The 25,012-nt window shown below is 42.0% G+C and carries 29 protein-coding genes; 20 read left to right on the top strand and 9 right to left on the bottom strand.

The window, feature by feature from the left end:
• Positions 1–10: 10 nt before the first annotated feature.
• From D6V41_RS15255 to gmhB, 10 genes are all read left to right on the top strand, one after another.
• Entirely contained in the window at positions 11–484 is a 474-nt protein-coding gene (locus tag D6V41_RS15255; RefSeq protein WP_136252410.1) for a cell wall metabolism sensor histidine kinase WalK, read from the top strand.
• 242 nt (positions 485–726) lie between these two features.
• Complete coding sequence (locus tag D6V41_RS15250; RefSeq protein ID WP_136252409.1) at positions 727–1,143, top strand: DUF6010 family protein; 417 nt, start codon at positions 727–729, stop codon at positions 1,141–1,143.
• A gap of 92 nt (positions 1,144–1,235) precedes the next feature.
• Positions 1,236–1,640: an energy transducer TonB gene (locus tag D6V41_RS15245; protein ID WP_136252408.1), complete on the top strand. Its 405-nt coding sequence runs from the start codon at positions 1,236–1,238 to the stop codon at positions 1,638–1,640.
• Positions 1,641–1,684: 44 nt separating this feature from the next.
• A complete protein-coding gene (locus D6V41_RS15240) occupies positions 1,685–2,155 on the top strand; it encodes an energy transducer TonB (RefSeq protein ID WP_136252407.1) in 471 nt (156 codons plus the stop codon).
• 191 nt (positions 2,156–2,346) lie between these two features.
• Positions 2,347–2,784 carry a hypothetical protein gene (locus tag D6V41_RS15230; RefSeq protein ID WP_136252406.1) on the top strand — a complete coding sequence of 146 codons (438 nt, stop codon included), beginning with the start codon at positions 2,347–2,349 and terminating at the stop codon, positions 2,782–2,784.
• Positions 2,785–2,911: 127 nt separating this feature from the next.
• Positions 2,912–3,055 (top strand): helix-turn-helix domain-containing protein, encoded by a 144-nt coding sequence (locus D6V41_RS18405; protein WP_338324272.1) that lies wholly within the window; start codon positions 2,912–2,914, stop codon positions 3,053–3,055.
• A 75-nt stretch (positions 3,056–3,130) separates the two neighbouring features.
• Positions 3,131–3,388 (top strand): hypothetical protein, encoded by a 258-nt coding sequence (locus tag D6V41_RS18400; protein WP_241664564.1) that lies wholly within the window; start codon positions 3,131–3,133, stop codon positions 3,386–3,388.
• Positions 3,389–3,480: 92 nt separating this feature from the next.
• A complete protein-coding gene (locus tag D6V41_RS15220; RefSeq protein WP_136252405.1) occupies positions 3,481–3,960 on the top strand; it encodes an AAA family ATPase in 480 nt (159 codons plus the stop codon).
• 18 nt (positions 3,961–3,978) lie between these two features.
• Positions 3,979–4,332: a hypothetical protein gene (locus D6V41_RS15215; protein ID WP_136252404.1), complete on the top strand. Its 354-nt coding sequence runs from the start codon at positions 3,979–3,981 to the stop codon at positions 4,330–4,332.
• 64 nt (positions 4,333–4,396) lie between these two features.
• Positions 4,397–4,996 (top strand): D-glycero-beta-D-manno-heptose 1,7-bisphosphate 7-phosphatase, encoded by a 600-nt coding sequence (gene gmhB / locus D6V41_RS15210; RefSeq protein ID WP_136252403.1) that lies wholly within the window; start codon positions 4,397–4,399, stop codon positions 4,994–4,996.
• 66 nt (positions 4,997–5,062) lie between these two features.
• On the opposite strand, the gene D6V41_RS15205 is transcribed toward gmhB, so the two are convergent.
• Positions 5,063–6,601 (bottom strand): DUF3413 domain-containing protein, encoded by a 1,539-nt coding sequence (locus tag D6V41_RS15205; RefSeq protein ID WP_136252402.1) that lies wholly within the window; start codon positions 6,599–6,601, stop codon positions 5,063–5,065.
• 33 nt (positions 6,602–6,634) lie between these two features.
• Entirely contained in the window at positions 6,635–6,853 is a 219-nt protein-coding gene (locus D6V41_RS15200; protein WP_136252401.1) for a YejL family protein, read from the bottom strand.
• Between the two features lie 156 nt (positions 6,854–7,009).
• On the opposite strand from D6V41_RS15200, the gene yejK reads away from it, so the two are divergent.
• The 3 genes from yejK to D6V41_RS15185 all read left to right on the top strand — a co-directional run bounded on the left by yejK (position 7,010) and on the right by D6V41_RS15185 (position 9,979).
• On the top strand, positions 7,010–8,059 hold the full coding sequence (gene yejK, locus D6V41_RS15195) for a nucleoid-associated protein YejK (protein WP_136252400.1): 1,050 nt from the start codon (positions 7,010–7,012) through the stop codon (positions 8,057–8,059).
• Positions 8,056–8,967 (top strand): 6-carboxytetrahydropterin synthase, encoded by a 912-nt coding sequence (locus D6V41_RS15190; RefSeq protein ID WP_136252399.1) that lies wholly within the window; start codon positions 8,056–8,058, stop codon positions 8,965–8,967. The genes yejK and D6V41_RS15190 overlap by 4 nt, the downstream gene beginning before the upstream one ends.
• A gap of 181 nt (positions 8,968–9,148) precedes the next feature.
• Positions 9,149–9,979, top strand: a complete 831-nt coding sequence (locus D6V41_RS15185; protein WP_421907853.1) for a M23 family metallopeptidase — start codon at positions 9,149–9,151, stop codon at positions 9,977–9,979.
• A 118-nt stretch (positions 9,980–10,097) separates the two neighbouring features.
• Here the strand turns inward: D6V41_RS15185 and gnd are convergent, their stop codons facing one another.
• Together gnd and D6V41_RS15175 are read right to left on the bottom strand one after the other, a co-directional pair.
• On the bottom strand, positions 10,098–11,564 hold the full coding sequence (gene gnd / locus D6V41_RS15180; protein WP_136252398.1) for a decarboxylating NADP(+)-dependent phosphogluconate dehydrogenase: 1,467 nt from the start codon (positions 11,562–11,564) through the stop codon (positions 10,098–10,100).
• Positions 11,565–11,970: 406 nt separating this feature from the next.
• A complete protein-coding gene (locus tag D6V41_RS15175; protein WP_136252397.1) occupies positions 11,971–13,890 on the bottom strand; it encodes a M61 family metallopeptidase in 1,920 nt (639 codons plus the stop codon).
• Positions 13,891–14,036: 146 nt separating this feature from the next.
• Between D6V41_RS15175 and D6V41_RS15170 the strand changes: the two genes are divergently transcribed.
• Positions 14,037–14,498 carry an Mpo1 family 2-hydroxy fatty acid dioxygenase gene (locus D6V41_RS15170; protein ID WP_136252396.1) on the top strand — a complete coding sequence of 154 codons (462 nt, stop codon included), beginning with the start codon at positions 14,037–14,039 and terminating at the stop codon, positions 14,496–14,498.
• Positions 14,499–14,636: 138 nt separating this feature from the next.
• Here the strand turns inward: D6V41_RS15170 and D6V41_RS15165 are convergent, their stop codons facing one another.
• Positions 14,637–15,632, bottom strand: coding sequence for an ATP-dependent 6-phosphofructokinase (locus tag D6V41_RS15165; RefSeq protein ID WP_136252395.1), 996 nt, complete (start codon positions 15,630–15,632; stop codon positions 14,637–14,639).
• Positions 15,633–15,763: 131 nt separating this feature from the next.
• Between D6V41_RS15165 and D6V41_RS15160 the strand changes: the two genes are divergently transcribed.
• Positions 15,764–16,606, top strand: coding sequence for a DUF6279 family lipoprotein (locus D6V41_RS15160; RefSeq protein ID WP_136252394.1), 843 nt, complete (start codon positions 15,764–15,766; stop codon positions 16,604–16,606).
• Positions 16,607–16,621: 15 nt separating this feature from the next.
• Positions 16,622–17,551, top strand: coding sequence for a DMT family transporter (locus D6V41_RS15155; protein WP_136252393.1), 930 nt, complete (start codon positions 16,622–16,624; stop codon positions 17,549–17,551).
• Between the two features lie 2 nt (positions 17,552–17,553).
• Here D6V41_RS15155 and D6V41_RS15150 read toward each other — a convergent pair whose 3' ends face one another.
• Positions 17,554–19,200 (bottom strand): response regulator, encoded by a 1,647-nt coding sequence (locus tag D6V41_RS15150; protein ID WP_136252392.1) that lies wholly within the window; start codon positions 19,198–19,200, stop codon positions 17,554–17,556.
• A 206-nt stretch (positions 19,201–19,406) separates the two neighbouring features.
• On the opposite strand from D6V41_RS15150, the gene D6V41_RS15145 reads away from it, so the two are divergent.
• The 4 genes from D6V41_RS15145 (at position 19,407) to D6V41_RS15130 (ending at position 21,977) form a co-directional block, all read left to right on the top strand.
• Complete coding sequence (locus tag D6V41_RS15145) at positions 19,407–20,078, top strand: hypothetical protein (RefSeq protein WP_136252391.1); 672 nt, start codon at positions 19,407–19,409, stop codon at positions 20,076–20,078.
• A gap of 110 nt (positions 20,079–20,188) precedes the next feature.
• Complete coding sequence (gene trhO, locus D6V41_RS15140; RefSeq protein WP_136252390.1) at positions 20,189–21,184, top strand: oxygen-dependent tRNA uridine(34) hydroxylase TrhO; 996 nt, start codon at positions 20,189–20,191, stop codon at positions 21,182–21,184.
• 83 nt (positions 21,185–21,267) lie between these two features.
• Positions 21,268–21,531 (top strand): EF-hand domain-containing protein, encoded by a 264-nt coding sequence (locus D6V41_RS15135; RefSeq protein ID WP_136252389.1) that lies wholly within the window; start codon positions 21,268–21,270, stop codon positions 21,529–21,531.
• A gap of 248 nt (positions 21,532–21,779) precedes the next feature.
• On the top strand, positions 21,780–21,977 hold the full coding sequence (locus D6V41_RS15130) for an LPXTG cell wall anchor domain-containing protein (protein WP_136252388.1): 198 nt from the start codon (positions 21,780–21,782) through the stop codon (positions 21,975–21,977).
• Positions 21,978–22,057: 80 nt separating this feature from the next.
• Here the strand turns inward: D6V41_RS15130 and D6V41_RS15125 are convergent, their stop codons facing one another.
• From D6V41_RS15125 to D6V41_RS15115, 3 genes are all read right to left on the bottom strand, one after another.
• Positions 22,058–23,410 (bottom strand): DEAD/DEAH box helicase, encoded by a 1,353-nt coding sequence (locus tag D6V41_RS15125; RefSeq protein WP_136252387.1) that lies wholly within the window; start codon positions 23,408–23,410, stop codon positions 22,058–22,060.
• A gap of 147 nt (positions 23,411–23,557) precedes the next feature.
• A complete protein-coding gene (locus D6V41_RS15120) occupies positions 23,558–24,217 on the bottom strand; it encodes a CoA transferase subunit B (protein WP_136252386.1) in 660 nt (219 codons plus the stop codon).
• Positions 24,217–24,924 (bottom strand): CoA transferase subunit A, encoded by a 708-nt coding sequence (locus D6V41_RS15115; protein WP_136252385.1) that lies wholly within the window; start codon positions 24,922–24,924, stop codon positions 24,217–24,219. Before D6V41_RS15115 ends, D6V41_RS15120 begins: the two co-directional genes overlap by 1 nt.
• Positions 24,925–25,012 lie beyond the last annotated feature (88 nt).

The raw sequence follows: 25,012 nt of genomic DNA, 5'->3' as shown, positions 1-25,012 counted from the left end.
TTAAGGATATATGTTGAATCGATTTTGGTTTTATTTTGGAAAACTTCACATAGTGGTTGCCGCAGGCATCGGTATTTTTCTTCATGCAAAAAAAACTGCATTTTCAGACGCGTTTACGTCCTTAGTTTTATGGATAGCTTTTATCGTTATTATTGTGTGGTATGAAAATAAAATGGAGTCTAAACGAATAAGATTTGTTTCAAAAAGACCCAAAGATTTATCGATAATACTGCAAGAACTTAGCGCGTACTTGGCAATTGACTATAGCGACGTTGTTGCGTTTAAAAAGTCGCTGCGTGGAATAAGACGAGCGAAAAGCTTTGAACAAAAATTCAAATTAAAACAAGAGGGAAATTATCTCGTGCTAACCCAAACCGGTGATTTGCCATTTCCCGTCTCTATATTGGTGCGTAATCAAATCAATAAAAAGATTTCACACGAGTTAGCGCGTTATAGTTACTTTGATACGCAGTCAAAAGTCTAATTAGATTAACTAAACGGTATGATTTGAAAACGAAATTCCTAAAAAGCATCTTGGCATGGCTGCCGAATTTATGGCAAGCATGTTAAAAAGTAATCCGACAGAGTTTTCTGCCGTCAGTGTTGAAAGGTCATTTGCTTTTATCAATAATGAGGCATATCACGTTGCCTGCGCAAAATTGCCTCTGCTTCACTTAAATTGTGACTAACGCAACGTAACACGGCAAAGGAAACTAAAGACATTCGATGATTTCTATCTTTATTGGTTTAGTTCTTTCACTCTTAATCATCGTATTCGCTAAGTTGACTCGTTTTGAGCAAGATCTGAGCTTTTATCCTACCTTATTAATTGTCATAGCATCTTATTATGTGCTGTTTTCAGTAATTGCTGGACACTCAATATTATTGGAGGCGTTTATCGCGCTTGCGTTTTTTGGCATCGCTATTCTAGGCGCATACAAATCTCTTGTTATTGTGGGCTTAGGTATCGTTGTTCACGGCGCGTATGACATAATCCATGCGGTCTATTTAAATAATAGTGTATCGCCGTCATGGTGGCCGGCTTTTTGCGCTACTGTAGACATAGTATTAGGTAGTTGGGTGATTTACTCATGTAAAAAAGGGCGCTTGCAGTTGCAGGCTAAGAAGCATAAATTTATGTGAAGTGGTTAAGCTCGCTTACAAAAGAAATTAAACTGTTGCTGCGATTAGAGCATTGTTTTTCTGCGCAAAGTGCAGTAAGTATAAGGATATTCATGAAACGACTATTTGTTTTTTTATTTGTTTTAGTATTAGTTGCTTGTTCATCTACACCGACTACGCCAAATACACCGACTACGCCAAAAAAGCAACTTTTAGGTCAGCCGATATCCATAGGGAATGCAGATCTTAATCAGTATTGGGTGCAGCAAAATCAGACCTTTAGCTTTAAAACGCCGTCAAACATCTCCCCTTATAACATCCAACCTGGCTTTGTCGTAGTTGAATATTTAATAGATTCCAATGGGCATACTTTTGACGCCCAAGTAGTAGAGTCTCAGCCTGAGGGAATGTGGGATGAAGCAGGTTTAGAGGCCGTCACTAACTTAAGGTATAAACCTTCGAAAAGTAATAATTCCAGAACCCCAGTCATAGTGCAGAGCACATTCTATTTTAATTAGCGCTTTGGCTTGAGAGTGAGTTTCATTAAATAAGGAGTATTTCTATGAAATATATGTCTAGTCTGTTTATTCTTGTAGTATGCGCATTGTCTGGCTGCGCCGCAACAAACAGTCAAAAAAAATACGGGGATTTACCGCTTAGTGAGGGGGCTTTTAATAAATCTAGTTTTTCAGAATTGAATAGATTTCCTCCCAGATACCCAGAAAGAGCTGCAAAAAACTCAGAGGAGGGCTGCGCTACGGTCGAGTATGTGGTCACTCCTGACTATGAGATAGAAGACATAAAAGTTGTTTCTGCGACCAAACATTACTTTGCGACGTCTGCTAAACAAGTAGTTCAAAATTGGAAATGGGCAGAAATAAGTTCAAAAGAGTTAGATAAGCCAATTAAAGTGATGACGAGATTTGAATTTTGTTTGAACGAATCTGATTTCATTTGTTCAGACCAAAAATTAAGCAGTGCCTGTCCAGGTCAAGATGTAATCTATTCTGTTGGCAGTGCGATCATACGTTGAATCACAGCAAAAAGTATTTAAATCACGCCAAGCAGTAAATTAATTCTTGTCGCTGCCCCGGCTGCAAATACCTATTACGAAAAAATATGTTTTACTCATAATCCTCGATGTTGGGTTTTGGAGAGAGATTCTGATATCGTCAGTTAGTGCAATGCTTTCTCAAACATTAATTTGATATGAAGGAACGAAGCATGAACCAGTATTTTTTGTCCCTAGTTTTACCTCTGTTAGGAATAAACAGTCTGTATAAAGAGGAATCAGCAGGGTGGTTTCTTATTGGCTTTGCTATTGTCTTTTTTCTCATACAATTTACCGGCAATCTCAACCTCAATCGTAAAAAGTCTAATCAGCTTGGGCCGCATTGGCCCAGCTTAATTGTATTTTTGATAGCTGCTTACGCGATATATTCCTATTTTACAGGCGCACATCTTGGCTTTTTATTTATTGGCATTGCCTGTGTCTTACAGGGTATCTACACCTTACAATCGATGCCAGCGAATGATTTTACGCCCAAATTATTAGCCAGTGATCCACCTAAGCAAACAATTGACGTGCCTATTGCACACAAGTTGTTGCTATTTGCATCGCGAGCTTTTGCGTTGCTTGGATTATTGCTGTTTTTAATTTAAGTGTTTCTGACTCAAGTGTCAGGCGTATGTCGGGGGAATGTCGGCTAGTTGTCGGGCTCTTGTCAGGGTAAATGATAATAATCAGACTAAGATGGCCTTTCATTTTATTGGTTAGAAAGGTTGAGTGATGAGTAATGATATGAAGTTAAATAAAGATAAAATACGAAAATTACGCGCTATCAAATGTTGGAGCCAGGAGGAACTGGCTACAGCAAGTGGATTAAACGTACGAACAATTCAACGACTGGAAAAAAACGGAACAGCCTCCTAAGAAACAACCAAAGCACTTGCTTCGGTATTTTCATTAACCCCTGATGACTTGCAAGTATCGAGCGGCTTTGAAAATATGACCTTTCAATTTATCTGTAAGTACGCCTGGTTAATTGCCTTTGCCTTATCAAGCGTGTTTTTTGGTCTTTGGATTGTAGATATTCTCATTCCAACACTAAAAGGAGCTGACTTTAATCAGCAATATGAAATACATGGCAATTTCAGATATCTCGATTTTGGTGGAATTTGCTTTCTTGTTGGGTTTATTCTGTTGAGTACAAACATTTGTTTAGAACATTTGAATAAGAAAAGACTGTATAAGAGCATTAGCTAGCTTATACTTTTGTTTCCTTTCCTTCTCATCCGATTTTTGTTGAATGGTCACAATCGAGTAGCGAGGGTATTTGCCGAAATTAAGCGATTAATATGACAAAACTTTTAATTTTCGGGAATTCAGGCTCTGGAAAATCGACGATGGCAATGCGCCTTGCGCGGGAAAAGGGGCTTGCTCATCTGGATTTAGATACCATTGCCTGGACCTCAAGTTCGCCGCCACAACGTCGCAGTTTAGATGAATCTAGAGAATGTATTCAGGCGTTTATTTGTGCGAACACTAACTGGGTTATTGAGGGATGTTATTCAGATTTACTCGAAATGGCCTTATCTGACGCCTCTGAAATTATTTTTCTGAATTTGCCGGTCGAGGCGTGTATTAAGAACGCTGAAGCACGGCCCTGGGAGCCTCATAAATATGCATCTAAAAATGCTCAGGACGCTAATTTACCTATGCTTATCGATTGGATTAAACAGTACGATAATCGCAAGGATACTTTTTCGAGAGAAGCGCATGAAAAGCTCTTTCAACGTTTTTCTGGTCGCAAGATAATGCTAACATCGAATCACTAATTTAATTAAGGATTGAAAATGAAACATTTGTTTCTTTTAAGCGCGTTTCTGCTTTTTTCTAGCTTTAGTTTTGCTGATGACACATTTCGCGTATCAACATCGGTTTACGTTAACGGCGAATTGCTAGGTTCACCTGAGATGATTTTGGAATCAAATAAGTCTGCTACACTTAGTATTGGCGAGAGTTTTAACTATCGTGTTACAGTGCACCCGAAGTCAATTAATACAGCTGAAATTGTTACCGAGTTATCTGATTCAACAGGCGCAATGAACCCTAGATTTGTAGTAGAGTATGGAAAAGAGGCTTCTATAGAGATAGGCGAGAAGCTGATAACAGTCTTGGTAACCAGAGAACTTGTCGGTTCGCTGTAACATATTTATTGAATTGACCTAAGCTTATTCATGACAAGTCAATTCAATGTAAAAGGAAAGCACTATTCAGCTCAAACCCGCAAAATCACCCAACACGAAAAGTCCTGAGTTTAATAAAGCATTATTTTTAGATCGGGACGGGGTGATAAATCTAAACCACGGCTATGTTTATCAACAAGACAATTTTGATTGGGTTGACGGAATCTTTTCGCTGATTCAACAGGCAAAGGAAAAAGACTACTTAGTCATTGTAGTCACAAACCAGTCGGGAATAGGGCGTGGCATGTATAGCGAAGCAGAATTTGAGTCGCTTAGTCACTGGATGATCAAAGAGGCAGCGCATCACAATGCATTGATTGATGATGTGTTTTATTGTCCGCACCACCCTAGCGATGCCAAGCCGGCCTATTTACAGTACTGTGAGTGCCGCAAACCCTCACCAGGCATGCTGCATGAGGCAGCTCAATTATGGCGTATCGATTTAAGCAAAAGTGTAATGGTGGGGGATAAAGGCATTGATATGCAGTGTGCATCTCGCGCAGGTCTTCTAAAAGGCTACCTGTTTAGTGCACTTGATAAATCAGATGCCGCCATTAGTAAAGCATACCAACTTAGCATTCCTGTAGAATCGGTAAGTGCGTTAAGCAATATTGTATTGCCATGATATTTGGCGGGACTCAATAGTAAAAGCGTGTGGCTAAACTCTGTAGCCACACGCTTTTAGAATAAGTTAGCGAACAAAATTCTCTAAATGCTTGATTGAGCGGCTTAGCATATTGGTATCAATGTCGCTTAGCACCGTTGATTGGTCGCGAATATCAATCACCTCGTATGAACCGTCTTTTGCAACCTGAGTTAAATAGGGCGCTTTAAAATACACAATATTATCGCCCATTGTGCTAACCAACCAGTCGCGTCCTGGGGCCTGTAGCGCCTGACCTGTTGAAAAACGATAAACATCTGCAAGGCATCCAAATTCCCTCATTACCGTCGGCGCGATGTCTTCGTTAGTAGAGGCCATATTGGTATTGGTAAAGTTGCTATGCAGTTTATACAACTGGGTTTGCGCATCTTTTGCGATAACCAAAACGCTTGACGATGCCAACAAGGTATCGCTTATGGCGGCTTCTAATTCCGCTGCCGACAACACACCAATAAATAAACCGGCTTTTGCGGCTTCAAGGTCTGCCTTGAACGCTGAAAACCCTTCGTTTTGTGCAGCTTCTCCAGTTACATTGGCCTGCTTGGCCGCATCCGATAAAAATATTTGATGGGGTACGTCAAAAGCGTCGAGTAAATCAATCATTACCGGCGGCGAACTGGTTCTAACAATCAGATTTTTAGGAATGCCGTATTGAAGCTGCGCTAGAAAATCGGCCTCATTTGTTTGGGTATTCAAATGAAAGGCATTTGAAGGTAAGGCATTAAATAGTGGTGATGTATTGGTGTTTAATGCTTCAGTGCTAGCAAGTACGACAACCTTTTTCTGCCCATTAACGCTACAGAACACATTTTGTGGAGGATAGATGAAGCGATTTGAAATACCCTGAAGTTGCAGCTCCTCTCGCTGCTGACGGTCTTCCAAATCTAAAAAGCCATACCGGGCCATAAGGGTTTTAGCTGTGGCGGGGTAGCTTAATGGAAACATATTGTCCTGCTTTAATACTGGCGTATAAAGCTTTGCATCTGCCCAAACATGAATGGCATGACTTGCGATAAAGCAAATTACAAAAACAGATATGATATATGGCCCTAAATGCAAACGCGACAGACGATGCATGCGTTTATAAATGGCATTTGCGATCACTAATTGAAACATGAGCCAAATCACAAATAACAGTGCCAAATAAAACCACTGTAGCCAGCTAAAGGCACTGACCTGAACTTGCGTTTCGCTTCTTAATAATTCTGCTGTGCTAAAGCTGATGTGAAACCCCGTATTGTTGTAAACAAGGGCGTCAAAAGCCAATAATGCCAGGCCGACTGCCGAAACAACAGAAGCAATCCCTCGCAATACCCGCATGCTGGTTAATTGATAACAAAGCGGTAGTATGACTACAACAAATACAATAAAGGTAATAAAAGGGATATGGCCCAGCCAGGTTAAAATCATGTAGCTAAAGCTAAGCGGCGTTCCTGCCAATGGCGTGGCAAATATATATACGGACGAAATGACCAGCGCCATGATGATATTTGCCAAAGCAAACCAATGTCCCCACGAAACCTGCTGGGTGATTTGCTTACGTCTGGGGGATTCTGTGTAAATCATAGTGTTACCGTTGCAATACTTCGTTTTTATTATTTATTGTGTTTGCGTACTTTTTTTCAAAATCGCACAAAATTGCTCAACCATGTCTTTACGGTTTTTTTCATTAACCTGCTGGGTAAATATAGAAGAAAGTACATTCCCAAGCACCATTATTGATAAGTCACGATTGGCTCCATGCTTTTCGAGGCTATTAAACACGTCACTCATAAGCGCTTCGAATTCTTCATTGGAGTATTTTGACTGAATGGGCATGCATTTGTCCTGTGATCTTTGCTGAAAAAATCGGTACAATCACGGCTTTATTTCAGCGGGTAAGCGAGTTAATTGCCTGAAAGTATAAAGGCAGTTAAGGCGAACACCAACTTTTGTTTTTAAATTATCAATCAGTCCAGTTGTGAGTGCGAAAATATGAGCGCAAATGTTCAACAGTTTGTTGTCCACAGAATATTATTAACTAAAGACGGAAAGTTAGAGTTTCTTCCTCGCGGTAGTTGCTTTGAAATCACTCCCGAAATTGCGAATCTTGCAGCGCAATTACATAACACCTTTAACGCCAAACCCGGAAAAGGGATAGGGGGCTTTGCATCCTTGCAGGAAAACGCTGATTCGCAGCCGACTAATCCTGTACAGGATTTACTCCCTCAGGTATTAAGCGAAGAAATGGATTTTCATGAGTTTAGCATTATTACCGGAAAGCACCTTTTAGATACAATTGTCAATGAAGCCATGCTTGAAACCGGTTTTGTTATTTTTAATCGCTATGAATATCTGGCAACGGATTATCTGATGATTGCCATGCTCGATACAAAAGAGCATGTCGAAGTAAATCATCATTTAGAAATCACACAAAGCCAGCATTTAGATTTGTCTAAAATGCAAATTGCAGTGCGTATTGATTTGACCGCTTTTGACGTGAATAAAGATCAAAACCGCTATATTAGTTTCTTAAAAGGTCGCATGGGCCGAAAGGTGGGTGACTTTTTTATGCGCTTTATTGGTTGCGACGAAAAGGTCGATATTAAACAGCAAAATAAACGATTGCTTCACGAAGTGGATGAGTACTTATCTGGCGAGCCATTGGATAAAGAAGAAAAGCTCCAACACAAAGAAGCGCTAGCAAATTACTATAAAGAAAAAGTCAGCTTGGGCGAAGAAATTCAAATCAAGGATTTAGATAATGTACTCCCACGCCAGGGCGCAAGCGAAAATGGCTTCTCCAGCTATAACGCATCATTACCTCAGCCTATTGAGCCTCAGTTTCAGCCCGACAAGAGCATGTTAACGGCGATGAAAAAGTTCTCAGGTGCGGGCGGAGGCGTGTCCGTAAGTTTTGAAAAGAAGCTCTTGGGTGAGAGAGTAAAATTTGACCCTCAGTCTGACACACTTACCATTAAAGGAATACCGCCCAACCTGAAAGACCAGTTGATGAAGTCTATTACTAGCGAGTCAGATGAATGAAGCTCTTTGTAAATGATCTTACCGTTATGGATTTCTCTTACCTTTGTCCAAAGCGAGGCATGGTGGGAGAAAGCTGGATTGTAGATATCATACTAAACGGGGCATTAAACGACGAAAGCATGGTGCAGGACTTTGGCATTGTGAAAAAGCAGCTGAAAAAGCTGATAGATGAATATGTCGATCACAAATTGGTTGTGCCTGCTGAATACGCGCACACGCATATTCAACATGATCAGACGCAAGGGCGAGTAAAAGTGGATTTTGCCTTTAAAAACGATGCAGATAGTACTTCTGAATCTGGCACAAAGAGCATCCATCTTCTTTGCCCGCCAGAGGCTTACGCCTTTGTATACGATAGCGAAGTGAGTATGCAATCGGTCACGACTTACTTAAAAGATATCATCAAAACGCATTTGCCTGACAATGTGCACGATATCGAAATTATGCTAAGAGCAGAAGTAATAGATAGTCCTTATTATCATTACACTCACGGGCTTAAAAAACACGATGGAAATTGTCAGCGGATTGCTCATGGGCATCGCTCTAAAGTGATTATTTTTGAAAACGGTGAACGAAGCGAGCAAAACGAAAATTACTGGGCAAAACGCTGGCGAGATATTTACATCGGTACACAAGAAGACTTGGTCGCGGCAAATCGTTTAAAGTTACAACATGACGCTATCAGTGACGACACGCATTATTGTTTTGCTTACGAGGCCTCTCAGGGTGAATTTGAAATGGCCATTCCCAAGCAGGTTTGCGAAATAGTGCCTTATGATTCGACCGTTGAATGTTTAGCTCAGTATATTTTAGAAGAGTCGGAGCGCCTTAACAAAAATACACGTTTTGTTGTTAGCGCCTTTGAGGGAGTAGGCAAAGGCGCAATGGTTGAGTCTTCAAACCTTTAGCGAGGCTGTTTATATGATACTCACACGTATTCAGGTCAAAACACGATGTCTTGCCTTAGTTACAGGTATTGCAGGTATTGTAGCCATCAGTCTAAGCCTGCTTTGTTCATTATCTGCGCTTGCGCAGGTGCCAACACTAGCAGATGGGCCTGTTTTAATTGGACCTGTTTTAGATGGAAAAATGACACAAGGTTCTTTGATCCGCGGTAAAACAGAAGCAGGCGTCAAAATTTGGCTGAATGGTAAAGCCATCGATGTTTCTGAAAATGGTGACTTTGTTTTTGGCTTTGGACGGGATGCTCCATTAAGCCATGAGCTGAAGTGGCAATATCCGGCGCACTCAGAGAATGCAAACAGTGCTGCAAGCGCTAAAGACAAACAGTCTATCGCGACTTTTAGCAAGGAGCTTACATTAAGCAAGCGTGAATATGACATCGACCGCATAGAAGGGGTGGAACAAAAATATGTGAGCCCTCCTGAAGCAGTGTTAGCACGTATTCGACAAGATAATCGAGAAATTGCTAAAGCAAGACGAAATCAATCGCAGCTAAAAGACTTTTTGAGTGATTTTATTTTACCTGCTGAAGGGCGAATTTCAGGTGTTTACGGCTCTCAGCGCGTGTTTAATGGAGAACCGCGTCGTCCGCATTTTGGATTAGATGTTGCAAACAAGGTAGGTACGCCGGTAATAGCGCCTGCTGGCGGGATTATTACGCTGACACACCCTGACATGTACTATAGCGGTGGCACAATTATTATGGATCATGGTTTTGGCGTATCTTCTACGTTCATTCATTTGAGCAAGCTTGATGTTGAAGTTGGCCAACGGGTGGAGCAAGGCGATAAAATCGGTGAAATTGGCGCAACGGGCAGAGTGACCGGGCCACATTTAGATTGGCGAATTAATTGGTACAGTGAACGACTGGATCCTGCTTTGCTACTTGCTGATTTTGATGTTGATGCCAATGCTAAGACTAATACTGGTACAAAGAGCGCTGCCAGTAAGAAATAAAGCTGGGTTTTAAGATACTTGCTCACAAAAAAGGACGCGTTTTGCGTCCTTTTTTCGTTTCTTTTATCGTTTCTTTTACATTTACATCAAACGAATGCTTTATCTCAGAAAGAGTGCATTACACATCGTAGGTGCTTGAAGAGGTTGCACCGCCTCTACCTGTCCAGTTAGTATGAAAAAACTCACCGCGTGGTTTATCTTTGCGTTCGTAAGTATGCGCGCCAAAATAATCACGCTGCGCTTGTAACAGGTTGGCCGGCAGGTTTTCAGTGCGATAACCATCAAAGTAGCTTAGCGCAGATGAGATACATGGCATGGCAATACCGTTGACCGTTGCTGCTGCAATGACATTTCTCCAACCGGATTGAGCGCTCGCCAGTACATCATTGAAGTAATCGTCTAACATGAGATTATCCAACTCCGGATGCTTGTCGTAGGCCTGCTTTATATTTTCTAAAAACACTGAACGGATGATACATCCTTCGCGCCACATCATGGCGATACTGCCGTAGTCCAAATCCCATTTGTATTCTTTGGCGGCTTCTTGAATTAAAGCAAAGCCTTGTGCGTATGATACGATCTTCGCTGCCAACAAGGCGTGTTTCAAATCGTTCAAAAAGGCTTGTTTGTCACCTGAAAATGATGGCGCGGGTCCTTTAATTAATTTAGCGGCTTCTACTCGTTGAGATTTTTGTGCAGACAAGCATCGCGCAAACACTGCTTCACCAATTAAAGTCAGCGGTACACCAAGGTGTAGTGCGGTAACACCTGTCCACTTGCCAGTGCCTTTTTGACCGGCTGTGTCCAGGATTTTCTCAACCAAGGCTTCACCGTCTTCTTTAAAGCCCAGTATATCGGCGGTGATTTCAATTAAGTAGCTGGATAGCTCGGTTTGATTCCATTGAGCAAAAACGGTCTGACATTCGTCAGCGCTCATGCCAAGGAGGTCACGCATAACCAAATAGCCTTCACAAATGATTTGCATATCGCCATATTCAATGCCGTTGTGCACCATTTTCACAAAATGGCCTGCACCAGCTTCACCTACCCAATCACAGCACGGCACAGTAAGTTCGCCGTTTTCGTCTTTCACTTTAGCGGAGATGGCCTGAAAAATTGGTTTAACGTGAGGCCAGGCTTCAGGGTTACCCCCAGGCATAATAGATGGGCCTTTTAACGCGCCCTCCTCTCCGCCTGAAACGCCCGCACCCACATACAAGATGCCTTTTTCTGCAAGCGCTTTCGTTCGGCGATTCGAATCTTCGAACTGGCTGTTTCCGCCGTCGATAACAATATCACCTTGCTCCAGGTGCGGCAGTAATTGCTCAATAAAATCATCTACTGGTTGTCCTGATTTTACCATCAACATAATTTTTCGAGGACGTTCTAACGACGCTACCAAACTTTCGATTGAATCGGCTCCGCGTATGGATTGGTCTTTAGCTCGTCCAGCGAGAAAAATTTCGACTTTATGATAGGAGCGATTGTAAGCAGTCACAGTGAAACCTTTGCTCGCCATGTTAAGAATTAAATTTTCGCCCATTACGGCTAAACCCACTACGGCGATGTCTGATTGTGCTTTCATAAAGTTCCTTATTGTTGTATTTGCTGCTCAAACACACAAGGGGTGTGTTTACAGGCCTTATGACGCAGCGCGTTGAATCAAACCTTGTGCGCGCAGGAAGCGTGGACCAATTTTAAAGTTGCTGTAAACCCATCCATGGGCGCTCGACAAAATCATCCATGATTTTGACGCTTTAAAATTGCCCCACGCTTCCTGCGAGCATAAGGCCAACATTCAATCACAAGCGACGTAAAGCCGATGAATTTCATTGATGTATATTGTAGGTTGTCTAAATACGATAACAACTACTTATTTTGGCAGGTGCTTATTTTATTTTGTATTTATTTTTTACTATAAGATATATCGCAAGCACTCTAACAAGTAGCGTAGCAAGTAGTGCAGACTGCAGGCCACTTTTGCTTGTCTTTTATTCATGCCTTTTAATCCCAAGCCATTGCTCAAAGCGTGCCGAGTCGTCTATGCTTAGGTAGCATGTGTCCATTACGCCTGCTTCAAGCACTAATGGCAATTCAATCAGTTGATGATCGCGCATAAGATGCAACAGTATGCAATCAGATTCAGCCTTTGCATTCAGTTGACGATACAAGAGCCCAATGTCTGCTTTGAATTTATCACAAGCAATAATTACGTCATTGAGCTGTATACCGGCTTTTGCAGCTGCACTGCCGGCAAGTACCTGATTCACTCTTAATCCGAGCGGCTCTTGTGTAAAGCTAGCACCAATGTCGTGTTTTAGTGCCGTTTCCGCTGCCTTTCCGCCTTTGTCTGTGTTTGAGCTTCTTGTTCGCATGTGCAAACTTAAACCAATGCTGTTAATCATTGAAGAGAAGGGTAAATCCATGGTGGTGTTAACCGCCACATGCAAAAAGCTTGAGATATTTATCCCCAATTTTTCTGCACAGATTGTGTCTATGACCGAGTCAAGCGTGCCAATTTCCTCTTTTCCATACTCGTGCCAAAGGACGCGCATGACATCGTCCAGAGAATGTGTATTCTGGGTTTGCTGTCGGATGGTGATATCAAGTGCTAAAGCGACAATGGCACCTTTAAGATAATAGCTAACAATATGATTTATTGAGTTCGCATCTTGCTTGTAAAACCGCGTCCATGCATCAAAGCTTGACTCACTGATGCTTTGCAAATGTCGACCGGGATTACGCATAAGGCGTGTAAAGTTTTGCCCCAAAATTTCGCAGTACTGCTGAGGATCAATTATGCCTGTGCGTGCAAGCGTCAAGTCATCGTATAAAGAGGTAAACCCTTCGTAAATCCAGAGTTGTGGTGTGTATGATTCTTGACTCAAGTCAGGCATCACCATCATTTTTGGCTTAATACGTTTGACATGCCAGGTATGAAAGAGCTCATGTGAGCACAGACTTAAAAATTGCTGATAACCTTCAGGCAACTTTGCCTTCTGCTTTGAAGCAGTGCTCGCATCTTGGAAAGATTCGTTGGGGAAAGGAAGCTCAAATCGCGAAAACTGAAGAACCGTCGAGCCCTTGTGTTCAAGCCCACCAAATCCTCGCTCACATAACAGTGTCATAAAATAGTATTCGTCAACCGGGCTTTCGCCAAACAGTTGAATGTGGTGTTCGCAAATCGGCTTCAGATCCTCGCAAATACGCGAGAGATCCATTGTCTCTTTTCCGGTAAATACAACATGAAAGGTAACACCGCTTTGCACAAACTGCTTTTTGCATAACTCACCCAGTAAAACTGGATGGTCAATTAGGGTATCGTAATCTGGATTGCAATATTGAGTGAGCTTGTTATCAAACTCGTTAAGCGCATTTTTGCTTATAGGCATTGCGGTGACGCAATCCCAGTGATGGATATCCACGTTGCACTGATCAAAAGCGAGCTGCACATAGTGAGGAAGTTTTTCAAAACCTTTGACATTTAAACACATTGAAGTGCCGTTGAAAAAACCATACTCATGATTTAAATAGGCGCTTCTCACCGATAAATCAAAGGCAAACACTCGATAGCTAATTAGCACCTGCTGAATGTTGTTGCCTTGCTTGTGAGTAAGTTCCCAGGTTTGTTTGTCTTTTTTTAAGATACTGATATTTGATTCGCTACAAGACACTTCAATGATGTTTCGCGCAAAATCTCGAATCATGTAAGAGCCGGGGATCCAGGCTGGTAGGCGTAAAGTTAGCGACGATTTAGCTTCTTCATGAGGCAGCACAATCATCATATCAACAGCAAAAATATGTTCACTTAGGTTAATGGGGGCAATGTGGTAGCTAATTCGCGGGTCTGCTTGAGAGCCAGATTGAGCTTTGTCTGATTGATTTACAGATAGGGAGTTTAATTGAGACATGTAGACCAAAGTTTTTAAATTTTTACTAGTTTATCAAGCTCTTTCGTGTTTTAACATTCCCCGGCTTAGATTACTTGTCGGATGAGCAAAGCCGTTGTAAACTTTGCTTTAACAACTTCTCAACAAGTCAACAACAAGAGTGATGTATGCGCGAGATAGAACGTTTAATTAACCATTATGGCGAAAGTCATCAGAACAAAACGAATATACTGATCCACGCCATTGCTGTGCCGAGCATTTATTTTGTCACAATTGGCTTAATCTGGTCTATTCCTGTGCCAGAGTTTTTGGCGCAAATGAAAGTGACCTGGGCACATGTGCTAGCTATTCCCACCTTGTATTATTATTTCAAGCTATCGGGACCAATTGGCGCAGCCATGACATTACTCACCATTTTAGCCTTTGGCGGGATTAAACTTCTGGTGATGCTGGATATTAGCGTTTGGCAGTTTTGTTTGGCGCTTTTCGTTGTTATGTGGATTTTACAGTTTGTTGGTCACAAAATTGAAGGTAAAAAGCCTTCGTTTTTTGAAGATCTGCGCTACCTCCTGGTGGGACCTGCTTGGTGGTGGGTGCATTGGCTCAAGCGAATGAACATTAGCTATTAGCACTGGCTTACTTTGGCTAACGCCGATTTTGCAAAAGCCCAATATACAAAAGCCCAAATATACAAAAGCCCTAATATACAAAAGCCGAAAGTAAGTAATATTCACCTTCGGCTTTTCGTGTTTTGGGAGGATTAATTGCTAGCCGAGCAGGGTGATTTTATCGAGCATGCTCATGGAATAGTGATTTAGCGGCTTTCTATCTTCGCGACTATTTTCCAGCGGAACAGATTCTGGATAACGATGGCGAATCCCCGCCATTCTTCCTCTTTCATTGTTCATCACCATTTCAACAGCGTAGGCGCCCAGTTTGGTTGCCAAAATGCGGTCTTGCCAAACAGGTGAGCCGCCGCGCTGCACATGACCAAGGGTTAAAATACGCGTTTCTACACCGGTTTCACTTTGTAGCGAGTCACATAAAATATTCAGTCCACCGGGCCACAAATTTTCGGTGATCACGATAATATGGCTGCTGTTAGCGTGATTTTTTCGTCGCTGATCCAGCTTGTCTAAAATTCTGACTAACTCATCACCCGCGGATTCAAAGGTCTCAGGCAAAACAACATGGTCAGCACCTGCCGCTATGGCAGAGTTAAGTGCAATAAAGCCTGCATCACGCCCCATCACATCAACAATAAAAATACGTTCAAATGCGTCTGCGGTATCGCGTACTTTGTCTATACTTTCGACTGCGGTTTGAATAGCGGTATGATAGCCAATGGTGTAGTCGGTTCCGGCAATATCATTATCAATAGTTCCAGGAACTCCTATGACAGGCTTATTCCAAATTTGCTGAAGAAGCTCTGCACCTTTGAAAGACCCATTTCCGCCAATGACAATCAACCCGTCAAGTTCAAGTTCTTCGAGATAAGATGCCGCCTTTTTGCGATGCTCTTCTTTGTGAAACTTTTCACAGCGAGCACTGTAAAGCACAGTTCCACCGCGCTGAATCAAGTTACGAATATCTTTATGGGCAAATTCAACGTAATCACGTTTTAACAGGCCATTGTAACCATGCTGAAAGCCAATAACATCGATACCTTCATTTCTTGCTGCAAGATATACCGCACGAATACAGGCATTCATACCCGGTGCATCTCCACCCGATGTTAAAACTGCAATTTTCTTCACACTCATTCGAAACCTTTTTTATTATGATTGTCGTATATATGCTGTCATAGAGACGCAAATAGACGCAAGCGCTTGTGAATAAAGATAAATGCTAGCATAACAAAAACCTCGCAAAAGCAAAGAAAGGAAACCTCTGCATGAAAAAAATCATCGTTTTATTAACGGTATTTTTAGTGGCAGGCTGTTCAACCAAATTCGCATATAAAAATATCGACTGGTTGGTGTACTGGTATATCGACGATTACATTGATATGACAAAAGCACAGGAACAGCAGTTCGATACTTATTTAGAGCAGTGGCTTAGCTGGCACAAGCGCTCAGAGTTGCCTTTGTATCTGGCGCATTTGGAAGAGTTAAAAGCAGATATTGCGTCACAAAACATCAGTATTGCGCAAATGGATTATCATCAGGAAAAAGCAAGAGAGCACTGGACACGGTTTCGAGCGCACATCGCGCCCGATTTAGCGCAGCTTGCCACCACACTGTCTGATGAACAAGTTGTGTATTTATTTGCCGCGCTTGAAAAAGAAAACCTCGAAGATGAAGAAGAACGAGAGGAGCGTGCCAAACGTAGCGAAAAACGCAAAAAGGCGGATTGGCTTGATCGTAACGAAGATAATCTTGAAAAATGGCTAGGAAACCTGACCGATGAACAGGAAACCTTCGTTGAAAACAGTTATGGCAACTTCAGTTCCACATCTCAATACTGGCTGGAATATAAACGCAATTATCAGCAGGCGCTTAGAAAAGTGTTTAGTCAAGCAGGGCGTGGCGAGGAGTTCACATCAAGGCTGGCAGAATTATTGACCGACCCTGAGCGTTTTCGTAGTGACGAAATGCAGGCAGTAAGCGCCAGAAATGAAAGTGCGAGTAAACAATACCTTTTGACTATTTTCAGCTTAAGTACTGAAAAACAGCGTCAACATTTAATTGAAGAAATTGATAGCTTGCGAGATGATATTACAGAATTGGCTAACTAGTTGAATTAACACGTGATGAAATCTTCCTTAAGCCCATCTATGATGGGCTTTTTATTGGCACTAACTACTGCACTTATGTGGGGTGTTCTTCCTGTTTTTTTAAAAGTGCTGCTAAGCCATACGGATGCTTATACGATCACAGCGTCTCGCTTCATATTTGCCGCGCTATTTGTGTTGGCTTCACTTGCGCTGTCTCGCGCGCTTCCGCATGCTAGACAAGCAACTGGGGCGATATGGATTGTGCTTTTTCTCAGTACCTTTGTTTTGCTCATTAACTACGTTACCAATGTTATTGCTTTAGCCTATGTGAGTCCCGCTACGGTGCAGCTGATTCTGCAACTGGCTCCTTTGATATTGATGATAGGCGGGGTAGTGTTTTATAAAGAAAGTTTTTCGCGCTTGCAGTTTTTTGGCGCAATTGTGCTTTTTGTGGGGATGGGGCTGTTTTTCAATCAGCGTATCCCCGTAATATTGAGCTCAGCGGTAGAATCAATTGAAGGCGTATTTTTGGTTGTGCTGTCGGCTATTGCCTGGGCTGCTTATGCCTTAACGCAAAAAAAGCTATTGATGAGCTTTACGAGTGCGCAATTGACTTTGCTTATTTACATCCTCGGCAGTTTTTTGCTTTTACCTTTTACAGACTTTGCATCTTTGCTGACGCTATCAGATTGGCAGATATTCGCCTTGCTTTTTTGTTGCCTAAATACCGTTATAGGATACGGAGCTTTCACGAAAGCGATGCATATTTGGGACACGTCAAAGGTCAGTGCAGTCATTACGATTGCGCCTGTTTTTACTTACGTGAGTAATAAATTAGCCATTGAAATTGCGCCAGACATTTTTATTGATGCGCAAATGGACATGCTGGCTTATTTGGGCGCCTTGATGATTATGGGAGGTGCAATGCTTGCTTCTATCGGACGAAAAACCGCTAAACCTTTGTAGGTTTAGCCAATGATTTTTTCAACATCTTCTCTCATATTGGTAAACTTTGTCTTATGCACGTCTTTTAAGGGCATGTCTTTAATAAAGCGGTACAGCTCACGAGACTGTTTAATATGCTGACCTTCAGGTTTGTTGGTTTTTTCTATGAGTTTGACCAAACATTGTAAGAGATTTAAATTCACGTTGATATTTAAAGGGCAAACGGCTTTTGCTGCTGTGAACTCTTCATACGCTTCACCGTAGCTACCTTTACTATACAAGCTAACGCCTTTCTTGTTGTGTTTTATATAGGCTTGACGCGTGTCTGATGCATTAGCGAGCTCACTTTCCACAAGATAAAGTATGGATTGATCGACCTTTTCTTTGTTGGCCTGAATAATCTTAACCAGTTTACTTGCCTCCTCAAAATCCCCTAAATCAATCATTAATTTAAGTGAGTCGGGTGCCATGGCAACCGGATAGTCAGAAAAATTACGCTCAATAAGGATTTGCGTTTCTTCAAATTGTTTTTTTGCTTCAGACTGTTTGCCTTCAATAAATAGCATTCGCGACTGAATGACTTGTGAGAAGATATCAAAATCAAAGTCATCTGGATTATCAAACATCGATTCCGTTGTTTGCAGTCGCTGCATCGTTAGCATGGTGTCTTGCAAAAAGCGATTTCGCACGCTTTTGTTTTCAGCGTTTGCAGCAATATCGAGTATCGAGCGAATATAGCCGCACACATGATTCACATTCTTGTGTACAGAGCGCTGTGACAATTCAAATATGGATTTTGCACTTTGCATAGCCAGTTCATAGTGCTTGTTTTCACGGGCTATCTCGCACACTCTAAAATGCCGGTCGATTGAAAGTGGGGAGAGCTCCAGAGCTTCAAGTATATATTTAAGCGCTTCTGGCTTTTTATTATCTTGCAAGTATGCATCAGCAATAATGTCGTAGGCTTCTACAGTATTTGACGAGCTCTCAATAACGCGTTTTGCCAGTTCAACCGCTTTATCAAACTTTTTCTGAAGCAAATTGGTTTTAGCCATGCAGCATACAGCCCAATGCAGAGCGCGTTCTTCGAGTATTTGATTCAAAAGACGTTCAGCCGAATCGTATTGCTCTAATTTCCAGTAAAGCTTTACAAGATATTTGAGTAAATGGCTGGTGTATCGCGGCTCAGTCTCCAGAAAGTGCTTTGCCGTTTCAATGGCAAGTTTATATTTTCCGTGGTCAATTTGGCTATACAAGGCAGCAAGTGTTGTGCGCCTTTGTGTAGCGCGAGTGATACGCGAATTTAGCTGTGCCTGTGAAAAGGGTTTGATAAGATAGTCGTCAGGCTGTTTTTCAAGCGAACCGAGCACAATACCTCGCTGGCTGTCGCCGCTAATCATAATAAATACGGTAGTGGGTTTAACCAGTTTGGTTTTACGTATTTCTTCTAAAAACTCAAATCCGTTTTTGCGATTGGTACCTAAATGCAAATCGCTTATTACAATATCGTATTTTTTGCTCTTACATGCTTTTATACCTGCTTCAGCCGATAATTCTGTATCCACTTTTTTTGCGCCTAAGGCATTCAGCAAGCCACGCAGGAGCATCATAAAAGGTTTACGATCCTCTACAACCAGACATCGCTTATCTGAATAATCTAATTTTTCCATGGTGATATGAACTGCACTCTCATACGGTTAAGCATTAGGCCTGCTATGTTTAATATCGCCCTTTTAAAGAAAGGCTTGAGGCTTTTTGCCCCTTGCCGATACAAAGCCATGTTGGTTGATTAACATTTGAACATACGCGATAAAACGATGTGTTTTTATAAATATTACAATCACGAATTTGCTTCAGGCGACTAAATACAAGATACATGAATATAAATGAATACCTCGCGTCTCAAGCGCGACTAAATGAAAGTCTGCATTTAGCTGCGAACGCGCAAACATTGCATAATGAAAATAAAAGCGGTGTGAATCAAAGCGGCGGCGATAAACGCGCATCCTTTCAATTGTTTGCTGCGATGTTGCTTGAAACACAATATTTAAAAGCCATGGAGCACGAGCGTGATCCTATCCAAGCGTTCAGAGAAAGACCATTCCCTCATGCTCTACAAGGTATAATTGACGATACCCTCGAGCATTATCATCAAAAGGCCGAGCCCAATGATTTTGCGCAACTTGCCAAAATTAATGCTGTGTTGAATACGAATACTTCAGACGCTAACTCTTCAACAAATGAGCTAAAAAGCACTTATTTACGCTGGATAAATAATGCTGCTCCCATTGCACTATCCTTACACAATGATGCACAGCGTTTGAGTGACGACATAATCGCCAATTGTCCTCATCATTGCCAAAAAGAAATAGAACGCTCGCTGCACGACGATAGTGAGGGTATCAATGAGCATTGGAGTGATAATAATCTAGGGCATCGCTCTGTTACTGCAGCATTTAAAGAAGATAACACCTTGTTATACGAGCTTATTCAAGCTTCCACTGCTTATACGCCCACTGCTCATACAGCAGAGAACACACACTGCTAAGCTGCTTTTTATTCGAAAAATACGTCAGAGTGTGCTAGTCTCGCCGCCGTTTTAAAAGTCGTTATGCAATTTGCATTGGTTTTACGTTCCAACTAGCAAAGGAAAATAGAATGAAACAGTATTTGGTGTGTGCGCTATACAAGTTCGTTACGCTGAAAAATTATAAAGAAATGAGAACGCCACTTCGCGAGTTTATGGAATCCCGCAGTATCAAAGGGACCATCCTACTTGCAAACGAAGGGCTAAATGGCACCGTTTCAGGCTCAGAATCATCCGTCGAAGAATTACTGGCTTACTTGAATAAAGATAGCCGGATAGCGCCAATTTCATTTAAAAAGAGTTGGCACGATGAACAGCCGTTTTACCGCACAAAAGTCAAACTCAAAAAAGAAATTGTCACCATGGGGGTTGAGGGTATTGATCCTCGCCGAACTGTTGGTACTTATGTAAAGCCCGCCGACTGGAATGCCTTGATTTCTGATCCTGAAGTGACGCTTATTGATACCCGAAATGACTACGAAGTAGAAATCGGGACCTTTAAACGTGCGATAAATCCAAAGACAGAATCATTTCGTGAATTTCCTGAGTATGTGGCAAAGGAACTGGATCCAGCAAAACATAAAAAAGTCGCGATGTTTTGCACCGGCGGGATCCGCTGCGAAAAGTCTACCGCTTATTTGAAAGAGCAGGGCTTTGAAGAGGTATATCATTTAGAGGGCGGAATACTACAATACCTTGAGGATGTGCCTGAAGAAAACTCCCTTTGGGAAGGTGACTGCTTTGTATTTGACAATCGCGTTGCAGTGAATCATGCACTGCAAAAAAGCGAATACGACCAGTGCTATGGCTGTCGCTTACCAATTACCGAAGAAGATAAACAAAGTCCTATGTACGAAGCGGGCGTTACTTGTCCTAAATGCTATGGAACTCACACAGAAGAGCAATTGGCGCGATTCAGAGAGCGCGAAAAACAGGTACAGCTGGCAAAAGCTCGTCAGCAAGAGCATGTGGGCACAGAAGCGCGTGATCTAATGCGTCAGAAACGTGAAGAAAAAGCCCAAGCGCAGCGCAGGCGGGCACTGGAAAAACAGCAACAACAGCAATAGACAAAATCATCAGGTTTTTCCCTGGACAGCGCAAGCTTTATCAGAGTAAACTGACCCTAACATTTCACAAACAGGGATTGCCCATGAGTGATTCACAAACGCCTGCGGTCAGCAAAATGACCGACGAGCAGATCGCTGAGATCAGAAAAGATTTCGATTTTTTTGACAGAGACCAAAACGGCCAAATCGATCTTCAGGAATTTATAGAATTGTTGACGATTTTATCGCCTAAAACCAAGATCAATCATGTCCAAGAGGGCTTTGATCTAATTGATGGTAATGGCGATGGCTATATCGACTTTGAAGAGTTTTTAGCGTGGTGGCAAGAATGCTGGTGGGAATACTAAGCAGCAACTTCCATAAAATGCATTAAATGATTCTAAAAGCGCCAAACGGCGCTTTTTTTAATATTTTCCATATACGCTTTTGGTTGTAGTTATTTGTACCGAAATTTAGATTAAATTGGCCAAAATCTAATAAATTTATATTTTGGTAAATTCGATGAAATGTATTGAACGGTTACGAAAATATGCAACATACATTGGAAAATATTAAAAATGCTAAATAAGAAGAACCTGCTTAAGGAGATTGGCTTATGAACTTTGAACTAAATGCGCTTGTTCCTTATTTACTTGGCTTATCGCTTATTATGGCACTGATTGGCTATTTTTTGGGGCGACGCAAAAGCAAGCGTCCTTTTGTAGCGACCTTTCTGGGCTTTTTATCTGGGTTTTTCCCGCCTTTTGCTTTTGTATTTTTGTTAGTTTTACTACTGCGTGAAGATATTAATTAAACACGATTGTCTAAGCTGATCGTTTAAGCTTATCGTTCAGCATAGCTTAAAACGCCTTCTCCCGTTTTTACAAATACGTACTAGTTACTATCACTTTCTGAGCTGTTATCGTTTGAGGTATCGTTTTCTTTCAAAGGCTTACGTTTGACAGGGATAAAACCGGTTTCTTCAGAAGAAAGCGGATCAAAGCGTTTTTTCTGTATTGCTTTATGAGTCGGTTTCTTTAATTTTGTTGAGGCTGATCCTGACGGCTTTTTTTGCCAGTTCCTTGGTTTGCTTCCCATACCCTTAAACTTTGCCTCAAAGCCATCTAAGACGGCAAACTCAAAACGGGTTTCAAGTCGAGTCTGAATGAGCAAAAAGCTCTGCCAGTCTTTTCTGCCAACAAGTGACAGCGCCATACCTTTACTGCCAGCGCGACCAGTGCGGCCAATTCTGTGAACGTATTCATCAGCAAATTTTGGTAAATCGTAGTTAATGACGAGGGCGACATTGGCAATATCCAAGCCACGAGATGCCAGGTCGGTTGTCACCAATGCGGCTATTTTGCCACGGCTGAAGTCGTTGATAATGGCGGAGCGCTGATTCTGCAACAGGTCACCGTGCAAAAATGCCGCATCAATACCTTGTTGCTGCAAGTGTTTTGCAAGCCGCTCGCTATCTTCACGGGTCGCCGTGAAAACAAGGGCCTGTTCTCTTCCTTCAATGTTCAGCAAGTGGTTTAAAAGGATATTTTTATGCTCAACCCCATCTGCTAAATAAAAGCGTTGTTTTATATCTGCATGTGGTGTTGCCACTTTATCAATAAAAATAGTATCTGGTGATTTGAGCAAGAGGGACGTTAAACTATTTACTTGTGCGCTGTCTGCTGTGGCTGAAAACATCATGGTTTGTCGCTTGCGGTGATCGGCACTTTGGTGAATTCGCTTCAGCGCTTCTTCAAACCCAAGCTCAAGCATCCGGTCTGCTTCATCTAATATAAGCAGTTCCAAACCATTTAGGAACAGATGTTTTGCTTCAAGGTGATCAAAAATCCGGCCAGCGGTGCCGACCACAATGTGAGGATCTTTTTTTAGCATTTTTGCTTGGTCGTTATAGTTCTCTCCGCCTACCACAAGTGTGCATTTGATATTCAATGATGAGGCAAGCTGCTTGGCCACGCTAAACACTTGTTTCGCCAACTCTCTTGTAGGCGCAAGAATGAGTGCTCTCGGGTCTCTTTTAGACAGCGCTTTTTGCGTAAGTAAACGATTAAAAGCGGGGATCAAAAAAGCAAAGGTTTTTCCTGAGCCTGTTTTAGATGCGACAAGAATGTCTTTGCCCAGCATTGCTCTTGGAATCGCTTGTTTTTGTACCTCAGTGGCTTCGCTCAACTGAAGTGTGGCGATGGCTCGTTGGAGTCGATTGTCTAATGAGAGGTCAGTGAATTGCAAAGTAGCGCCCGTGCCAGAAAACATATAGTGAGAACTACACGCTTTAATTTAGTCATTGACGCAAGTATATCGTTTATAGCGCTTCCACTAAACGTTAAATTTAGAAGAAGCGCATTTTCTTTTACAAGAGCAAAGCTCCAAGTGGACCTAATTGACCTGCATTTCGGGAATATCACCTTCAACAACCAGTTTTCCGGCAGTTTTTTCGCGAATTTCTTCCACCGTAACGCCGGGCGCTCGTTCTTGCAGATGATAGGCACCGTCTTTTACTTCTAACACGGCAAGGTCAGTAATAATACGGGTGATACAATTTACGCCCGTTAATGGCAGGGTACATTCAGACAAAAGCTTGGAATTACCGTGCTTATCAGCATGAGTCATTGTCACAATGATGTTTTTTGCACCGGCCACCAAGTCCATTGCGCCACCCATGCCTTTTACCAATTTTCCCGGGATCATCCACGAGGCGATATTACCGTTCACATCAACTTCAAATGCGCCTAACACAGTAAAGTCAACATGTCCGCCGCGGATCATGGCAAAGCTTTCAGCAGAATTAAAAATAGAGGCACCTGTGCTTGCGGTGACGGTTTCTTTGCCCGCGTTGATCATATCTGCATCAACTTGTTCTTCGCTAGGGTAGGGTCCCATACCCAAAAGTCCGTTTTCAGATTGAAGCATCACGCTAATACCTTTTGGTACGTAATTCGCCGCAAGTGTTGGAATACCAATGCCAAGATTAACGTAATCACCATCTTTAAATTCTTGCGCAACACGCATTGCGATTTGGTCTCTACTTAACGCCATTAGTTTGCCTCCTTCGCTAATACTTTACGCTCTATACGTTTTTCAAAACTGCCTTTTATAACACGATCAACATAAATACCGGGAGTATGAATGGCGCTTGGCTCCAATTCACCTGGCTCGACAATTTCTTCTACTTCAACCACGGTAATTTTACCGGCGGTTGCTGCCATAGGATTAAAGTTCATGGCAGTGTGGCGGTAAATGCAGTTACCATAGCGGTCTGCTTTCCAAGCTTTAACAATAGCAAAATCACCGGTAATGCTTTCTTCCAATATGTAAGGGCGACCATTGAATTCTTTTACTTCTTTGCCTTCGCCAACGGGCGTTCCGTAGCCGGTAGCGGTGTAAAACGCAGGGATACCTGCACCACCTGCGCGCATTTTTTCGGCCAGTGTGCCTTGCGGAGTAAGTTCTACTTCCAGCTCGCCATTAAGAAGCTGCTTTTCAAACAAGGCGTTTTCACCCACATAAGAAGACACCATTTTTTTAATCTGCTTATCTTCTAACAAGAGACCCAATCCAAAACCATCTACACCGCAGTTGTTTGATACAACGGTAAGACCTTTTGTCCCCATGCGTTTAATTTGCGCGATTAGCCCTTCCGGAATGCCACATAAGCCGAAGCCGCCTGCAATTACCGTCATGTTATCTTCAAGACCTTGCATGGCCTCTTCATAACTCGACACAACTTTGTCAAAACCTGCCATTGAATGCTCCTATTTAATTGCATGCGTATAAGTATTTACGACTTGTTAACTTATGTAAAATTAAATTAATATTAAAATTGATAAAAAT

The organism is Ningiella ruwaisensis (genome assembly GCF_004798935.1).
In the GTDB taxonomy this organism is placed as follows: domain Bacteria; phylum Pseudomonadota; class Gammaproteobacteria; order Enterobacterales; family Alteromonadaceae; genus Glaciecola; species Glaciecola ruwaisensis.
The sequence above is the reverse complement of the archived record's forward strand: the minus strand, read 5'-3'. Positions and strand labels throughout refer to the sequence as shown.

What these genes read in the sequence shown, in the direction of transcription:
- D6V41_RS15215 (WP_136252404.1), top strand. Translation starts at nt 3,979, where the DNA reads ATGAAACATTTGTTTCTTTTAAGCGCGTTTCTGCTTTTTTCTAGCTTT.
- yejK (WP_136252400.1), top strand. Translation starts at nt 7,010, where the DNA reads ATGAGCGCAAATGTTCAACAGTTTGTTGTCCACAGAATATTATTAACT.
- D6V41_RS15255 (WP_136252410.1), top strand. Translation starts at nt 11, where the DNA reads ATGTTGAATCGATTTTGGTTTTATTTTGGAAAACTTCACATAGTGGTT.
- D6V41_RS15230 (WP_136252406.1), top strand. Translation starts at nt 2,347, where the DNA reads ATGAACCAGTATTTTTTGTCCCTAGTTTTACCTCTGTTAGGAATAAAC.
- trhO (WP_136252390.1), top strand. Translation starts at nt 20,189, where the DNA reads ATGAAACAGTATTTGGTGTGTGCGCTATACAAGTTCGTTACGCTGAAA.
- D6V41_RS15245 (WP_136252408.1), top strand. Translation starts at nt 1,236, where the DNA reads ATGAAACGACTATTTGTTTTTTTATTTGTTTTAGTATTAGTTGCTTGT.
- D6V41_RS15160 (WP_136252394.1), top strand. Translation starts at nt 15,764, where the DNA reads ATGAAAAAAATCATCGTTTTATTAACGGTATTTTTAGTGGCAGGCTGT.
- D6V41_RS15170 (WP_136252396.1), top strand. Translation starts at nt 14,037, where the DNA reads ATGCGCGAGATAGAACGTTTAATTAACCATTATGGCGAAAGTCATCAG.
- D6V41_RS15175 (WP_136252397.1), bottom strand. Translation starts at nt 13,890, where the DNA reads ATGTCTCAATTAAACTCCCTATCTGTAAATCAATCAGACAAAGCTCAA.
- D6V41_RS15250 (WP_136252409.1), top strand. Translation starts at nt 727, where the DNA reads ATGATTTCTATCTTTATTGGTTTAGTTCTTTCACTCTTAATCATCGTA.
- D6V41_RS15135 (WP_136252389.1), top strand. Translation starts at nt 21,268, where the DNA reads ATGAGTGATTCACAAACGCCTGCGGTCAGCAAAATGACCGACGAGCAG.
- D6V41_RS15155 (WP_136252393.1), top strand. Translation starts at nt 16,622, where the DNA reads ATGAAATCTTCCTTAAGCCCATCTATGATGGGCTTTTTATTGGCACTA.
- D6V41_RS15130 (WP_136252388.1), top strand. Translation starts at nt 21,780, where the DNA reads ATGAACTTTGAACTAAATGCGCTTGTTCCTTATTTACTTGGCTTATCG.
- D6V41_RS15115 (WP_136252385.1), bottom strand. Translation starts at nt 24,924, where the DNA reads ATGGCAGGTTTTGACAAAGTTGTGTCGAGTTATGAAGAGGCCATGCAA.
- D6V41_RS15240 (WP_136252407.1), top strand. Translation starts at nt 1,685, where the DNA reads ATGAAATATATGTCTAGTCTGTTTATTCTTGTAGTATGCGCATTGTCT.
- D6V41_RS18405 (WP_338324272.1), top strand. Translation starts at nt 2,912, where the DNA reads ATGAGTAATGATATGAAGTTAAATAAAGATAAAATACGAAAATTACGC.
- D6V41_RS15165 (WP_136252395.1), bottom strand. Translation starts at nt 15,632, where the DNA reads ATGAGTGTGAAGAAAATTGCAGTTTTAACATCGGGTGGAGATGCACCG.
- D6V41_RS18400 (WP_241664564.1), top strand. Translation starts at nt 3,131, where the DNA reads ATGACCTTTCAATTTATCTGTAAGTACGCCTGGTTAATTGCCTTTGCC.
- D6V41_RS15220 (WP_136252405.1), top strand. Translation starts at nt 3,481, where the DNA reads ATGACAAAACTTTTAATTTTCGGGAATTCAGGCTCTGGAAAATCGACG.
- D6V41_RS15185 (WP_421907853.1), top strand. Translation starts at nt 9,149, where the DNA reads ATGACACAAGGTTCTTTGATCCGCGGTAAAACAGAAGCAGGCGTCAAA.
- D6V41_RS15190 (WP_136252399.1), top strand. Translation starts at nt 8,056, where the DNA reads ATGAAGCTCTTTGTAAATGATCTTACCGTTATGGATTTCTCTTACCTT.
- D6V41_RS15150 (WP_136252392.1), bottom strand. Translation starts at nt 19,200, where the DNA reads ATGGAAAAATTAGATTATTCAGATAAGCGATGTCTGGTTGTAGAGGAT.
- D6V41_RS15200 (WP_136252401.1), bottom strand. Translation starts at nt 6,853, where the DNA reads ATGCCCATTCAGTCAAAATACTCCAATGAAGAATTCGAAGCGCTTATG.
- gnd (WP_136252398.1), bottom strand. Translation starts at nt 11,564, where the DNA reads ATGAAAGCACAATCAGACATCGCCGTAGTGGGTTTAGCCGTAATGGGC.
- D6V41_RS15145 (WP_136252391.1), top strand. Translation starts at nt 19,407, where the DNA reads ATGAATATAAATGAATACCTCGCGTCTCAAGCGCGACTAAATGAAAGT.
- D6V41_RS15205 (WP_136252402.1), bottom strand. Translation starts at nt 6,601, where the DNA reads ATGATTTACACAGAATCCCCCAGACGTAAGCAAATCACCCAGCAGGTT.
- D6V41_RS15120 (WP_136252386.1), bottom strand. Translation starts at nt 24,217, where the DNA reads ATGGCGTTAAGTAGAGACCAAATCGCAATGCGTGTTGCGCAAGAATTT.